The sequence below is a fragment of the Stenotrophomonas sp. RIT309 genome, from assembly GCF_000632045.1.
In the GTDB taxonomy this organism is placed as follows: Bacteria; Pseudomonadota; Gammaproteobacteria; order Xanthomonadales; family Xanthomonadaceae; genus Stenotrophomonas; species Stenotrophomonas indicatrix.
In genome coordinates this window covers 64609-79225 of record NZ_JFYS01000004.1, presented here as the reverse complement: position 1 = coordinate 79225, position 14617 = coordinate 64609, and the positions used below count along the sequence as shown (strand labels likewise).

Genomic DNA, 14617 nt, shown 5'->3' with positions numbered 1-14617 from the left:
TCAGATCCCTTTTCCTGCAGGAAAAGGGATCTGACCCCGGATGAACCCGCCGGGCAGGGCCCGGCGCGCCCGTTACCGCTTACCAGTTGTACTTGATCCGCCCGTACACATACGCGCCATTGAAGCCGAACGGCGAGTAGTTGCTGTACGGCAGCATGCCGAAGGTCGAGTTCTGCAGGTCCTCGGTGCGGTCCGGGTACTCGTCCAGCAGGTTGTCGGCGCCCACCGTCAGCGTCCAGTTCGCACTCGGCTTGTAGCTGGCCGAGGCATCCAGCACCCACTTGTCGCCGTAGGTCTGGTCGCGCGCGGCGGTGGCTGAGTTGCGCACCGTGAACTCGCCGTAGCGGGTCGCCGCCAGGCCCAGTTCCCAGTGATCCGAACGCCAGGTGCCACTCAGGATCGTCTTGTCACGCGGATAACTGTCCTCGATGCGGCCGATTTCATCGCGGCCGATCAGCGACTGGGTCAGGCCCAGCGTGCCGAACACCGCCGGCGTGCCACCCACGCGCTGCACTTCGGTGTCGTTGTAGCTGTAGGCCGCGGTCAGTTCCAGGCTGCTGGCGCTGAACGGCACGGTGTAGCTGGACACGAAGTCGACGCCGCGGGTGCGGGTGTCCAGGCCGTTGGTGAAGTACGAGAACGCAGTCACCTGCGGCAGGCCGAGCGTGGTCAGCAGCGCGCTGCTGGCGGCATTGGTGCTGATGCTGGACGACAGCGCGATGCGGTCGTCGATGTCGATCTGGTACGCGTCGACGGTGATGTACAGGCGATCCACCGGCTGCAGCACCAGGCCCAGGCTGTAGGAGGTGGAGGTCTCGGCCTTCAGCGGCGACGCGCCCAGTGCCTGTGCGGCCGGGCTGGTGGTCGGGAAGGTGCCGCGTTCAACGAACACGCCGTTGAGGAACTGGCTGGTCACCGCCTGGTAGCCCTGCTGGGCCAGCGACGGTGCGCGGAAACCGCTGGAGGCGGTGGCACGCAGCGCCACCTTGTCGGTGAAGGCATAGCGCGCCGACAGCTTGCCGGAGAAGCGGTCGCCGAAGTCCGAGTAATCCTCGTAACGACCAGTGACACCGGCGGAGAACTTCTCGCTCAGGTCCGCTTCCAGGCCCGCATAGACCGCGTAGTTGTGGCGGTCGGTGTGCACTTCGTTGGTCGGGGTGAAGCCGCCGAAGCCCTGCGCACCGGTGCCGGTGTAGGAATTCAGCTCGCCCGGGCTCTGGTCCCACTTCTCGCGACGGTACTCACCGCCGAAGGACAGCGTGACCGGATAGGCCAGGCCCCAGTCCAGCGACTTGGTCAGGTCGGCGTTGAAGATGTCCTGCTGGTACTTCAGCGTGCCGTCGTAGAACGAACGCGGGCTGGTCGCGCCCAAGCTGTAGTTGATGCTGTTGCGGGTGTGGAAATCCAGGGTGTTCTCGCCGTGGTTCAGGCTCAGGTCCCAGGTCCAGCCGTTGTCGGTGTTGCCTTTGACCCCGGCCACCAGCGAGCGGTCCTTGGAGTACTGGTTGATCTCCGGCACGAAGCCGTCGGGGTAGGTCTGCGCCAGCAGCGCGGTCTGTCCGTTGTGGTTGCGCGAACGGTAGAACGCGAACGAGGTGATGTCGCGGTTGCTGAGCAGCGCGCTCGCATAGCCGGTCACGTGGTCGCTGAAATCAAAGCTGGCATTGGCCGACGCCGCAGTGGCGTCCACGCGCGGGTCGCCGACGATGAAGGTGGTCTGGCCCACGGACGGGTAGTTGACGGTGTTCGGCGTGGTGCCGCGATAGGGGCCGGCGCGGTCGCTCTCGTCCTGCTGGCTGATCTGGCCGGCCACGTGCACGCGGCCACGGCCGTTGCCGAATTCCACGCCGGTATCGCCGGACAGCTGGTACTTGTTGCCGTCGCCGGCCGAGTACTGGCCGTAATCGACGGCCAGGCTGCCACCGCTGCCGCTGCCCTTCAGCACGATGTTGATGACGCCGGCGATGGCATCCGAACCGTACTGTGCCGAGGCGCCGTCACGCAGCACCTCGACGCGCTCGATGGCGGCGATCGGAATCGCGTTGATGTCCACCGCCGACGAACCGCGGCCGATGCTGCCGTTGACGTTGATCATCGCCGAGGTGTGGCGGCGCTTGCCATTGACCAGCACCAGCACCTGGTCCGGCGACAGGCCGCGCAGCTGTGCCGGGCGCACACCGCTGGTGCCGTCGGTCAGCGCGGGGCGCGGGAAATTCAGCGACGGCAGCGCGCGCGACAGCGCGGTGGCCAGCTCACCGGTACCGGTGGACTGCAGGATCTCGGGGGTGATGATGTCGATAGGCGACTGCGATTCGGCGACCGTGCGGTCGGCCACGCGGGTGCCGGTGACGATCACCGTATCCAGGGTGTTGGCGGCGGTGCCGGCCTGCTGGGCGGCGGCAACGAACGGAGAACCACCGAGTGCGACAGCGACGGCGGCGGCGATCAGGCTGGTCTTGCGGGTCATCGGGAGGGGGCTCCGGTTGGCGGGATGGCACCGGAATCGACATCACGGGGGTGAGGCGGACGACGGTTGTTGCGGTGCGCAATACAGGAATTAACGGGATATTCAGTGCCTGTCAAATGCCGGTCATCAGAAAAAACGTTGCAGCAGCAACCATTTAGCTGCGACAGGCAGTGACGGGGGAGGGGCCCGGGAGGCGCGCGGACAGGACGTGGGAGAGAGGAACGTCGGCCGTCGCGCATCCCGGGGCGCGTCAAGTATTCGTTAACGTTAGAATTGCGTCGCAGGAACAGTGCTTACCAGCACATTCCATTCGGTTATATGGACGCCTCCCCCCATGATTTCGCTTCGCAATTTCGCCTTGCGCCGCGGCGAGCGGCTGCTGTTGTCCAATGTCGACCTGACCCTGCATGCCGGTTACCGGGTAGGCGTGGTCGGCCGCAACGGTGCTGGCAAGTCCAGCCTGTTCGCGGCGGTGAAGGGCGAACTGGAGGCCGACAAGGGTGACGTCGACCTGCCGGGCAAGATCCGCATCGCCAGCGTTGCCCAGGAAACCCCGTCCCTGCCGGACCCGGCGCTGAGCTTCGTGCTGGGCGGTGACATCGAAGTGGCTGCGGTGCTGGCTGCCGAAGCCGACGCCACCGCCCGCGAAGACTGGGAAGCGGTGGCCGAGGCGCATACGCGCATGGCTGAGCTGAACGCCTACGACGCCGAAGCGCGTGCCGGCAAGCTGCTGCATGGCCTGGGCTTCCCGGCCGAAACGCACCACCGCGCGGTGTCCTCGTTCTCCGGCGGCTGGCGCGTGCGCCTGAACCTGGCCCGCGCGCTGATGATGCCCAGCGACCTGCTGCTGCTCGACGAACCGACCAACCACCTGGATCTGGACGCGGTGTACTGGCTGGAACAGTGGCTGCTGAAGTACCCCGGCACCCTGCTGCTGATCTCGCATGACCGCGAGTTCCTCGACAACGTGGCCACCCACACCCTGCACCTGCACGGTGGTGGCGCCAAGCTTTACCCGGGCGGTTACACCGACTTCGAGCGCCAGCGTGCCGAACAGCTGCGCCAGCAGCAGATCGCGCATGAGAAGGAACAGGCCGAGCGCGCCCACCTGCAGAGCTTCATCGACCGCTTCAAGGCCCAGGCCAGCAAGGCCGCACAGGCACAGAGCCGGATGAAGCGCCTGGCCAAGCTGGCCGGCACCGAGGCGGTGCGCGCCGAGCGCGAATTCCGCATCGAGTTCGCACCGCCGGCCAAGCTGCCGTTCTCGCTGATCCGCCTGAACCACGTCGAGGCCGGCTACGGCAGCGATTCGGTGATCCTGCACAACGTCGGCTTCGGCCTGGAAGCGGGCCAGCGCATCGGCCTGCTGGGCCCCAACGGCGCCGGCAAGACCACCCTGGTGAAGACCCTGGTGGGCGAACTGGCACCGATTGCCGGCGAGCGCGCCGCGCACCCGGACCTGCGCATCGGCTACTTCGCCCAGCACACGGTCGAGTCGCTGCATGAAGGCCAGTCGCCGATGGAGCACTTCCGCGACCTGGCCCCGGATGCACCGAACCAGTCGTTCCGCGATTTCCTCGGCAAGTGGAATTTCCCGGGCGACCGTGCCTTTGAACCGGTGGATGGTTTCTCCGGTGGCGAGCGTGCACGCCTGGCGCTGGCATTGATCGCCTGGCAGCAGCCGAACGTGCTGTTGCTGGACGAACCGACCAACCACCTTGACCTGGAAATGCGCGAAGCACTGGCCGAAGCACTGGCCGATTTCGATGGCGCGATCGTGATGGTTTCGCATGACCGCCACCTGATCGGCCTGGTCTGTGACACCTTCTGGCGTGTGGCCGACGGCGTGGTCGAACCCTTCGATGGTGACCTCGATGCCTACGCCGCCTGGCTGCGCACGCGCCCGCAGGCGCAGGGCACCAAGGCACGCATGGAGCAGGTGGAGGAACCGGTGGTGGTCACGACCGCACCGGTCGCGCAGGTGGTGCAGAAGAAGCCGGTCAACCCGCACAAGCTGGCCAGCGCCGAAGCCAAGGTCGCCGAGCTGGAAGGTGTGTTGGCCGAACTGGACCGGCAGCTTGCCGACTCGAGCAACTATGCCGATGCCACGCGCATGGCCGTGCTCGGCCGCGACCGCGAAGCCGCCGCCGCACAGCTGGAAAAGGCCGAAGCGGCCTGGATGGAACTGCTGGAGTCCTGATTCCATCGGTAGCGCCGGGCCATGCCCGGCGGCTTCTTCCAACCGCTGCGCGCGCCGGGCATGGCCCGGCGCTACCCGCGGCGCGCGTGTTTCATCCCTGAGTCTGCAGCCATTCGCGGAACCGCTTGGCCGGTTCCCGTTCGGCACGCGAGCGCAGACGGGTCAGCCAGTAGCGACCCAGCTCCAGCGTGGTGGCAAACGGCTGCAGCAGCCGGCCCTCGGCCAGGTCCGCTTCGAACATGCGCAGCGGCAGCAGGGCAACGCCTGCGCCACCGGCCGCAGCTACCGCCAGCGTCAAGGACGAATCGAACACCGGTCCGCGTGCTTCCACGCCGTTGGCCCCGGCCATCTGCAGCCAGCGTGGCCATTCGTCGCTGCGGTACGAACGCAGCAGCGGCAAGGCCGCCAGGTCGCGCGGATGCTTCAGCCGCCGCGCCAGTGCCGGCGCGCACAACGGCGCGAACGGCGCGTCCAGGATCGCCGTGCAGGCCTGTCCCTGCCAGTCGCCATCGCCGAAACGGATCGCCAGGTCCAGGCCTTCACCGGCCAGGTCGATGCGGTTGTTGTGGGTCTGCAGCCGCAGTTCGATATCCGGGTGGGCCGCATCGAACGCGGCCAGCCGCGGCAGCAGCCAGCCGGTGGCGAAGGTGCCGACCACGCCGATCGTCAGCACTTCCCGCGCCGGGCCACCGGTGTAGCGGGCGATGCTGGCTGAAATGCGCTCGAAGGATTCATTGAGCACCGGGTACAGGGCTGCTCCTTCCTCGGTCAACGCCACGCCGCGGGGCAGGCGGTGGAACAGGCGGATACCCAGCCGGTCCTCCAGTCCGCGTATCTGGTGACTCAGCGCCGCCTGGCTGACGCAGAGTTCCAGCGCGGCCCGGGTGAAATTCTGGTGCCGGGCAGCCGCTTCGAAGGCGCGCAACGCATTCAGCGAAAGGGTGGGGTGCAGCATGGGGACGTGTGAGGCAGGATGATGGCTGATGGTAGCGCCTTGCCATGGGTGTTGGATAAATAAAGGGTTTAATGCGTCATGCATGAATTATTCTCATGGCTGACGCTGAAAAAACGCGCTGGTCGCCTTTGCCCACCCTTTCAATAATCGGGACAGCTTCCACGAGGATTCCGCATGCTTGCCCGTCGTCGATTCCTGCAGTTCAGTAGTGCCGCAGTCGCCTCCACCCTTGCGTTGCCGCTGCTGGCCCGGGCTGCCGCACCCGCCACCGTGCCCGCCACACCGGTCGATGCCGCCATCGCCGCCGCCGCCGACTTCGCCGCACTGGAAAAGGCGTGCAGCGGTCGACTCGGCGTAACCCTGCTCGACAGTGCCGGTAGTCGTCGCCTCGGCCATCGCCAGGACGAACGCTTCCCGCTGTGCAGCACCTTCAAGAGCGTGCTGGCCGCCACGGTGCTCAAGCAGGCCGAGCGCGATGCGGCACTGCTGGACCGGCGCCTGCCGGTGCGGACCCAGGACCTCCTGGAGCACGCGCCGGTCACCCGCCGCCACGTCGGCAAGGACCTGACCGTGCGTGACCTGTGCCGGGCCACGTTGATCACCAGCGACAACACCGCCGCCAACCTGTTGTTCGCAGCGATCGGCGGGCCGCCGGCGGTGACCGCGTTCCTGCGCGCCACCGGCGACACGATCACCCGCAGCGATCGCCTGGAGCCGGAACTGAACAGCTTCGCCATCGATGATCCCCGCGACACCACTACGCCGGCGGCCATTGCATCGACGCTGCAGCGTCTGGTGCTGGGCAATGCACTCAGGCCTGCCTCACGCCAGCAGTTGGCCGACTGGCTGATCGACAACGAAACCGGCGATGCCTGCCTTCGTGCGGGCCTGGGCAAGCGCTGGCGGGTGGGCGACAAGACCGGCAGCAATGGCGAAGACGCCCGCAACGACATCGCCGTGTTGTGGCCGGTGCAGGGCGGTTCGCCCTGGGTCCTGACCGCCTATCTGCAGGCGGGCACGATCAGCTTCGAACAGCGCGCGGCGGTACTTGCGCAGGTCGGGCGGATTGCAGATGGGCTGATCCGCTGAAGGGCGCTCTGCCGAAAGGAGAGGACACTTTCAGCCGTGTCCGGCTTGCCCGATCCGGATCGAACCCGCATCCTGCGCGCGTTCGATCCACACGGAAGTCCCCCCGATGAGCCATGAACTGGTCTACCTGCTGCTGATCTTCGCGCTGCTGGTCATCCCGCGCGCGCTGCAGCGGTTCAGCCTGCCGGCGCCGCTGACCTGCCTGCTGTTCGGCATCATCGGCATGCTCTGGCTGGGCGACCAGGCGCACGACGCGGTCATCGCGCTGCTGGCCACGCTGGGCATCTCCTCACTGTTCCTGTTCGCCGGCCTGGAAGTTGACCTGCAGGCCCTGCGGCGCGGCATGTGGCCGCTGCTGGCGCATCTGCTGATCCGCAGTGCCACCCTGTTCGGCGTCGGCTGGCTGGCCTGGCGTTACGCCGGCCTGCCATGGCAGGCGGCCGGGTTGCTGGCACTTGCGCTGCTGACCCCCTCCACCGGTTTCATCATGGATTCGCTGTCGCGGCTGGGGCTGAGCGAGGACGAGCGGTTCTGGGTCACCAGCAAGGCCATCGCCGGCGAACTGCTGGCCCTGGCGGCGTTGTTCATCGTGCTGCAGGCTGGCGATCCCGGGCACATGGCGCTGTCCAGCCTGGCCCTGCTGGCGATGATGATCGGCCTGCCGCTGCTGTTCATCGCGCTTGGTCGCTGGGTCGCGCCGCATGCGCCGGGCTCGGAATTCTCACTGCTGGTGATGGTGGGCATGGTGGCGGCGTACATCACCTACCTGCTGGGCGTGTACTACCTGGTTGGCGCCTTCATTGCCGGCCTGGTCGCGCGCCTGCTGCACCAGCGAATGCCGCTGCTGGCCTCGCACGAAAACCTGCATGCGCTGCGTCTGTTCGCCTCGTTCTTCGTGCCGTTCTACTTCTTCAACGCCGGCACCAAGGTGCCCAGCGAAGCGCTGAGCTGGGAGGCGCTGGGGCTGGGCATCGTCATCACCCTGGTGGTGCTGCCCCTGCGCATCGCGGTGGTCTGGCTGCAGCGCCGCGTGATGTTCGGCGAGAGCTTCCGCAGCAGCCTGCGTGTGTCGCTGGCGCTGGCACCGACGCTGATCTTCACCCTGGTGCTGGCCGCGATCATGCGCGATCGCTTCCAGATTCCCGCGGTGCTGTTCGGCGCGCTGCTGCTGTATGCCGCCTTGACCACGCTGCTGCCCTCGCTGGTGTTCCGCACGCCGTTCGATGTCGATCCGGTCGAGCAGGAGCCGGCAGGGCAGGGCGAAGATGCGCCGGTGGCGGCGACGGACGTGGTTGCCGCCGCCCCTGCAGCCGAGCGCTGAGGTGGATCCAGGGAGTGCGGTTTGCGCCCATCGGCCATGGCCGTTAGGGTTGGGGCATGAAACCGATCGCCGCTGTTGCTTCCGCCTTCGCCCTGCTCGGCCTCGCCGCCTGCTCGCAGCCATCGCATACGGTCAACCACGATCTGTCGACCGCGCCGGCCGACGCCTTCATGGCCGCGGTCGCTGCCCATTGTGGCCAGGCGTACGAGGGCAAGGTGGTGGAAGACACGCCGGCCCCCACCGGTAAAGACCCCTTCGCCGGGCAGAAGCTGGTGATGCACGTGCGGGGCTGCGCCGACCCGGGCCATGAGCTGCGCATCCCGTTCCACGTCGGCGATGACCATTCGCGCACCTGGGTGTTGACCCGCACCGAGCACGGGCTGCGCCTGAAGCACGACCATCGCCACGCCGATGGCAGCCCCGATGCGATCACCCTGTACGGCGGTGACAGCAAGCCGCCGGGCACCGCCGAACGCCAGCAGTTCCCCGCCGATGGCGAATCGGTGGCGATGTTCCGCCGTGCCGACATGCTGGCTTCAACCCACAACACCTGGGCGATGGAGATCGAGCCGGACCAGCGGTTTGTCTATGAGCTGACGCGCCCGGAAGGGCGCCGTTTCCGGGTCGAGTTCGATCTCAGCAAGCCGGTCGCGCTACCGCCGGCGCCCTGGGGTGATGCAGCGGCGCCGGCACCCTGATCGGCCCCCTGGCATGCTGCCGCGGACAGCCCGGCGCTACCCCTCAACGCGTGCCGAAGCGCGCCCGGCAGCCGTTGCTGACCCACACGTTGCCGCGCGAGTAGCCCCAGGTCCGGCCTTCCTGGCAGGCGCTGCCGGACAGCTGCTGCTGCAGCACAGGCCGGCCCTGGCGTTCATCCCAGTTGCAGCTCTGCTGGCGGTTGTTGTTGCTGCTGCAGGTCACGGTGTAGTTGCTGTTGCCACCACCCCAGCCGCCGCCATTGCCCCCACCATTGCCGCCGCCCCAGCCACCGCGGGCCTCGGCGAACTCGGCGCGGCAGCCGCGGTTGACCCAGATCGCGCCGTTGCGCACGCCCCAGTTCTGGCCTTCCACGCACTGCGTGCCGGAGATCTGCCGGACCACGCGTGCGTTGCGCCAGCCCACCGGGCAGCTGCGTTCGCGGTTGTCCTGGCTTTCGCAGCGCACGGTGCCGCTGTTGCCGTTGCCGTTGCCACCACCCCAACCGCCGCCGTTGCCGCCACCCCAGCCGCCTCGGCCCTGGGTGAATTCGGCGCGGCAGCCGTTGTTGACCCAGATGCTGCCATTGCGGGTGCCCCAGGTTCGGCCTTCCACACAGGCCGAGCCGGACAGCTGGCGGACCAGCCGGGCATCGCGCCAGCCGGTGTTGCAGACGCGTTCGCGGTTGTTCTGGCTCTCGCAGCGGACCACCCCGTCCTGCGCGGCGGCAGGGGCGGAGTGCAGGGCGAGCGCGGTAAAGGTGCCAAGGATCACGGCCAGGCTGGCCAGGGACTGCGGTTTCATGGCGACATCCCCATACGGGAGTAGGTGCGCGACTATAAGGACGGGGGCGATCAAGCCCGCGTGACCGTCCGCATTTGCCCCGGCCGGGGCGTCGGCCGCAGAATAAGAGGCTTTCCGGCCCCCATCAGGCGCCGGCGTTCTCCAGCGGAGCTTTCCCCCCATGCGTACCCACTTCTGCGGCCTGGTCGATGAGACCCTGATTGGCCAGACTGTCACCCTCGCCGGCTGGACCGACGTGGCCCGTAACCAGGGCGGCGTCTGCTTCATCGATCTCCGCGATCATGAAGGCATCGTGCAGGTGACGGTGGAGCTCGACAACGCCGAAGTGTTCGCCGTGGCCGCCTCGCTGGGCTATGAGGACGTGCTGCAGGTGGAAGGCGTGGTACGTGCTCGCCACGCGGTCAACGACAAGCTGCGCACGGGCAAGGTGGAAGTGATCGCCACCGCCATCACCGTGCTGAACAAGGCCGCGCCTCTGCCGTTCCACGCCCACGAGAACCCGGGCGAAGAAACCCGCCTGAAGTACCGCTACCTGGACCTGCGCCGTCCGGAGATGCAGCGCATGCAGCGCACCCGCATCAAGCTGGTGCAGGCCCTGCGCCGCCACCTGGACGAGAAGGGCTTCCAGGACATCGAAACGCCGATCCTGACCAAGGCCACCCCGGAAGGTGCACGCGACTTCCTGGTGCCGGCGCGCATGCACCCGGGCGAGTTCTATGCCCTGCCGCAGAGCCCGCAGCTGTTCAAGCAGATCCTGATGGTGGCCGGCTTCGACCGCTACTACCAGATCGCGCGCTGCTTCCGCGATGAGGCCCTGCGTGCCGACCGCCAGCTGGAATTCACCCAGCTGGACATGGAGTTCGCCTTCGTCCGCGAGCGCGACGTGCAGGACTTCGTCGAAGACATGATCCGCGCCATCTTCAAGGAAGTGGTCGACGTCGAACTGGATGCCAGCTTCCCGCGCATGACCTGGGCCGAGGCGATGCGTCGCTATGGTTCGGACAAGCCTGACCTGCGCATCGAGCTGGAACTGGTGGACGTGGCCGAGCTGGTCAAGACCAGCGAATTCCCGGTGTTCACCGCTGCTGCCAATGATGCCGATGGCCGCGTCGCCGCCCTGCGCATCCCCGGTGGTGCCAGCCTGTCGCGCAAGCAGATCGACGAGTACGCCGCGCACGCCGCCAAGTACGGTGCGAAGGGCCTGGCCTACATCAAGGTGGGCGAGAACGGTGAAATCAGCTCGCCGATCCAGAAGTTCTTCAGTGAAGAGGGCTTCGCCGCCCTGGTCGCCCATGTCGGCGCCGGCAACGGCGACATCGTGTTCTTCGGTGCCGGCGGCTACAACAAGGTGTCCGACTTCATGGGCGCGCTGCGCCTGAAGGCCGGCAAGGACTTCGGTCTGGTCGCCGACAGCTGGGCGCCGCTGTGGGTCACCGACTTCCCGATGTTCGAATGGGACGAGGAAGCGCAGCGCTACGTCGCCCTGCATCACCCCTTCACCGCGCCGGCCGTGGACGACATCGCCGACCTGCGCGCGCACGCCAAGACCGCCGTTTCGCGCGGCTACGACATGGTGCTCAACGGCAATGAAATCGGCGGCGGTTCGATCCGTATCCACCGCCCCGACATGCAGAGCGCGGTGTTCGAACTGCTCGGCATCGGTGCCGAAGAAGCCCGTGCCAAGTTCGGCTTCCTGCTCGACGCGCTGAACTACGGCGCGCCGCCGCACGGTGGCATCGCCTTCGGCATCGACCGCATCGCCGCACTGATGGCCGGTACCGAGTCGATCCGCGACGTCATCCCGTTCCCGAAGACCACCGGTGCGCAGGATCTGATGACCGACGCGCCGTCGCCGATCGTCGACGAGCAGCTGGCCGAAGTGCACATCCAGGTTCGCCCCAAGAAAAACTGATCAGGAGATCCAGGCAATGACCGAGTTTGCGTTTTCGCTGGAGTGGGAAAAGCTGGGCAATGAAGGCTCCGAGGCCAACCTGGTCACCGAGCGTGCACGTGTCTTCGGTGGTTGGCTGGTCCGTGTCGGTACCAACCCGTCGGCCATGGCCCTGACCTTCGTCGCCGACGGCGAAGGCCGCTGGGACGGTGAAGACTTCGGCGTCGAGGATTACGAAGACGACGAAGAGGAAGAGTACGACGAGGACGAGGAAGGCGAAGAAGAGGAAGACGGCGAGGAAGAAGAGGACGACGAGGAATACGAAGAAGAGGAAGAGGAAGAAGACGACAAGGAACCGGCGGAGCGGGCTTGACCCGAACCGTGGTCCTGACGTCAACTCGACCCATGTATTCGATCCGCCGCGCCACTGTGGACGACGCGCCGACCCTGTCGGCGCTGGCCGCACGCACGTTCACCGAAACCTTCGGCCATCTGTATCCGCCGCAGGACCTGCAGGACTTCATCGACGAGGCCTACACGGTCGAGCGCCAGCGCACGATCCTGGCCCACCCGGATTACGCGGTGTGGCTGCTGGAGCTGGACGGGGAGGCGGTCGGCCATGCCGCCGCCGGCCCCTGTGGGTTGCCGCACCCGGACGTGAAGCCCGGTGACGGTGAGCTCAAGCGCCTGTACCTGATCAAGACGCAGCAGAGCTGCGGCTGGGGCAGCCGCCTGCTGGAAACGGCGCTGGCCTGGCTGGAGCACGACGGCCCGCGCACGCTGTGGCTGGGCGTGTGGTCGGAAAACTTCGGCGCGCAGCGCTTCTACGCCCGGTATGGTTTTGAAAAGGCCGGCGAGTACCTGTTCCCGGTGGGCGATACCAACGATCTTGAGTTCATCCTGCGCCGTTTGCCGCATCCGGCCTGAAACCGTTCACCGCCGCTTGCCCCTGGCTTTTGTTCAATCACTGTAGTTCCGCCCCGCTGACCGCCAGGCTGTTGCACATGACTCCACCCGTTCTGTTGTTGCATGGCATCTGGAATGCCCGTGCCTGGGTCGGGCCGCTGGCCTGGCGCCTGCGCGCGCGCGGCTTCCAGGTCCATACCTTTGGCTACTCGTCCGTATTTGGCGGTCCCGATGTGGCCGTGCCGCAGTTGCTGGAGCGGCTGGCAGATGCAGGCCCGCTGTCGCTGGTCGGGCACAGCCTGGGTGGCCTGCTGGCGCTGGAAGCCCTGCGCCGGCAGCCGCAGTTGCCCGTGCAGCGCGTGGTCTGCCTGGGCTCGCCACTGCGGGGCAGTGGTACTGCGCGCTCGTTGTCCGAACATGGTTGGGGCCTGGCCCTGGGCCGCAGCAGCGAGCTGTTGCTGGACGGGCTGCCGGACTGGCAGGGCAAGGCCGCCGTCGGCCTCATCGCCGGCTCGGTGCCGCATGGGCTGGGCAGCCTGCTCGGGGCGCTGGATGACGATTCCGACGGTACCGTGGCGCTGGCCGAGACCCGCCTGCCGGGCCTGGCCGACCACTGCGTGGTGCGCACCAGCCACAGCGGCCTGGTGGTGTCGCCCGATGCCGCGCGGCAGACCGCGCATTTCCTCCGCCATGGCCAGTTCGACCATGGCCGGGACGCCGCCGCCGCGTAAGGCGGTTCGCCGGGCATGGCCCGGCGCTACCACGGCGGTGCCCCCCCCCGGTAGCGCCGGGCCATGCCCGGCGAGCGCAGCGGCATCCATCCGCCCTCGACACGGTCAGCGGGCCCGATCAGGTAGAATCCGCGGCCTTATCCATCAACGCACGTACGGAAAGACCCATGGGTAGAGGCCCCTCCATCGAGAACCGCAAGAACGCGTCTGACGCGAAGCGCGGCAAGATTTTCACCAAGATCATCCGTGAGATCGGCGTGGCCGCCCGCGGCGGTGGAGGCGACCCCAACAACAACCCGCGCCTGCGTGTAGCCGTGGACAAGGCGCTGACCGCGAACATGTCCAAGGACGTGATCGAGCGCGCCATCAAGAAGGCCACCGGTGAACTGGAAGGCGTCGAGTACGAAGAGATCCGCTACGAGGGCTACGCGCCCGGTGGCGTGGCCGTCATCGTCGATTGCCTGACCGACAACCGCGTGCGCACCGTGGCCGATGTCCGCCATGCGTTCAGCAAGTGCGGCGGCAACATGGGCACCGAAGGCTCGGTCAGCTTCATGTTCAAACGCGTGGGCGTGCTGCACTACGGCGCCGGCGCCGATGAGGACGCCATCTCCGAAGCGGCCATCGAGGCCGGTGCCGATGACATCGTGGTCTACCCGGAGGATGGCGCGATCGACGTGCTCACCGCCGCGGACAGCTTCCACGCAGTCAAGGATGCGATGCAGGCGGCTGGCCGCACGCCGGATCATGCCGAGCTGACCTTCCGTGCCGACAACGACATCAAGGTCGAGGGCGACACTGTCCTGCAGGTCAAGAAGCTGCTGGACATGCTGGAAGACCTCGACGACGTGCAGGACGTGTACTCCAACGCCGATCTCGGCGCGGACGCCTACGCCTGAACGGACGCTGCGCCGGTCGCCTTTGGCGGCCGGTGAGCGGACAATGCGGACCATGATGACCCCAGACGTTTCCAGCCATCACCGCCGCATGCGTCCTTCCCGGATCAGCGGCCTGCGCGCGTGTGCCGCATGACCCGCATTCTCGGCATCGACCCGGGTTCACAACGGACCGGGGTCGGCATCATCGATGTCGATGCCAGCGGCCGGGTCAGCCACGTGCATCACCAGCCGCTGGTGCTGCTCGGTGCCGATGACTTCCCGCAGCGCATGAAGCTGCTGGTGCTGGGCCTGGCCGAGCTGTGCCTGGAGTTCCAGCCGCAGGAAGTGGCCATCGAAAAGGTGTTCATGGCGCGCAACCCCGATTCGGCGCTGAAGCTGGGCCAGGCCCGTGGCGCGGCGATTTCGGCGGTGGTGCTGCGCGACCTGCCGGTGCACGAGTACGCCGCCAGCGAGATCAAGCTGGCGGTGGTCGGTCGTGGCGGCGCCGAAAAGCAACAGGTTCAACACATGGTCGGGCTCATGCTCAACCTGAAAACCAAGCTGCAGGCCGACGCGGCCGACGCGTTGGCCGTGGCCATCACCCATGCCCACGTAAGGGCAACGGCCAACCGCCTGGGGCTGACTGCCCGCCAGGCGTGGGGCCGCAAATGAGGAGCTG

13 protein-coding genes are annotated in these 14617 nt (G+C 67.2%); 10 read left to right on the top strand and 3 right to left on the bottom strand.

Annotated elements, in window-relative coordinates; translation table 11 throughout:
• Positions 1–79: 79 nt before the first annotated feature.
• Positions 80–2467, bottom strand: a complete 2388-nt coding sequence (locus tag BW38_RS16700; RefSeq protein WP_032975147.1) for a TonB-dependent receptor — start codon at positions 2465–2467, stop codon at positions 80–82.
• A 334-nt stretch (positions 2468–2801) separates the two neighbouring features.
• Here BW38_RS16700 and BW38_RS16705 point away from each other — a divergent pair, with 334 nt between their 5' ends.
• Positions 2802–4667, top strand: a complete 1866-nt coding sequence (locus BW38_RS16705; RefSeq protein WP_025874689.1) for an ABC-F family ATP-binding cassette domain-containing protein — start codon at positions 2802–2804, stop codon at positions 4665–4667.
• Between the two features lie 91 nt (positions 4668–4758).
• Here BW38_RS16705 and ampR read toward each other — a convergent pair whose 3' ends face one another.
• A complete protein-coding gene (ampR, locus tag BW38_RS16710; RefSeq protein WP_032975146.1) occupies positions 4759–5622 on the bottom strand; it encodes a LysR family transcriptional regulator AmpR in 864 nt (287 codons plus the stop codon).
• Positions 5623–5796: 174 nt separating this feature from the next.
• Here ampR and blaL2 point away from each other — a divergent pair, with 174 nt between their 5' ends.
• From blaL2 to BW38_RS16725, 3 genes are all read left to right on the top strand, one after another.
• Positions 5797–6711 carry a L2 family extended-spectrum class A beta-lactamase gene (gene blaL2 / locus BW38_RS16715; RefSeq protein WP_032975145.1) on the top strand — a complete coding sequence of 305 codons (915 nt, stop codon included), beginning with the start codon at positions 5797–5799 and terminating at the stop codon, positions 6709–6711.
• Positions 6712–6817: 106 nt separating this feature from the next.
• Positions 6818–8032, top strand: coding sequence for a cation:proton antiporter (locus BW38_RS16720; RefSeq protein WP_032975144.1), 1215 nt, complete (start codon positions 6818–6820; stop codon positions 8030–8032).
• 56 nt (positions 8033–8088) lie between these two features.
• Complete coding sequence (locus BW38_RS16725; RefSeq protein WP_025874684.1) at positions 8089–8730, top strand: hypothetical protein; 642 nt, start codon at positions 8089–8091, stop codon at positions 8728–8730.
• 43 nt (positions 8731–8773) lie between these two features.
• Here BW38_RS16725 and BW38_RS16730 read toward each other — a convergent pair whose 3' ends face one another.
• Positions 8774–9532: a DUF3011 domain-containing protein gene (locus BW38_RS16730; RefSeq protein WP_025874683.1), complete on the bottom strand. Its 759-nt coding sequence runs from the start codon at positions 9530–9532 to the stop codon at positions 8774–8776.
• Between the two features lie 160 nt (positions 9533–9692).
• Here BW38_RS16730 and aspS point away from each other — a divergent pair, with 160 nt between their 5' ends.
• The 6 genes from aspS (at position 9693) to ruvC (ending at position 14610) form a co-directional block, all read left to right on the top strand.
• Positions 9693–11444 carry an aspartate--tRNA ligase gene (aspS, locus tag BW38_RS16735; protein WP_032975143.1) on the top strand — a complete coding sequence of 584 codons (1752 nt, stop codon included), beginning with the start codon at positions 9693–9695 and terminating at the stop codon, positions 11442–11444.
• Between the two features lie 16 nt (positions 11445–11460).
• Positions 11461–11796 (top strand): hypothetical protein, encoded by a 336-nt coding sequence (locus BW38_RS16740; protein ID WP_025874681.1) that lies wholly within the window; start codon positions 11461–11463, stop codon positions 11794–11796.
• Between the two features lie 32 nt (positions 11797–11828).
• Positions 11829–12350: a GNAT family N-acetyltransferase gene (locus BW38_RS16745; RefSeq protein WP_032975141.1), complete on the top strand. Its 522-nt coding sequence runs from the start codon at positions 11829–11831 to the stop codon at positions 12348–12350.
• 77 nt (positions 12351–12427) lie between these two features.
• Positions 12428–13060 carry an alpha/beta fold hydrolase gene (locus tag BW38_RS16750; RefSeq protein ID WP_025874679.1) on the top strand — a complete coding sequence of 211 codons (633 nt, stop codon included), beginning with the start codon at positions 12428–12430 and terminating at the stop codon, positions 13058–13060.
• A gap of 167 nt (positions 13061–13227) precedes the next feature.
• A complete protein-coding gene (locus BW38_RS16755; RefSeq protein ID WP_032975140.1) occupies positions 13228–13959 on the top strand; it encodes a YebC/PmpR family DNA-binding transcriptional regulator in 732 nt (243 codons plus the stop codon).
• Between the two features lie 129 nt (positions 13960–14088).
• A complete protein-coding gene (ruvC, locus tag BW38_RS16760; RefSeq protein WP_025874677.1) occupies positions 14089–14610 on the top strand; it encodes a crossover junction endodeoxyribonuclease RuvC in 522 nt (173 codons plus the stop codon).
• The last annotated feature ends 7 nt before the right edge of the window (positions 14611–14617 follow it).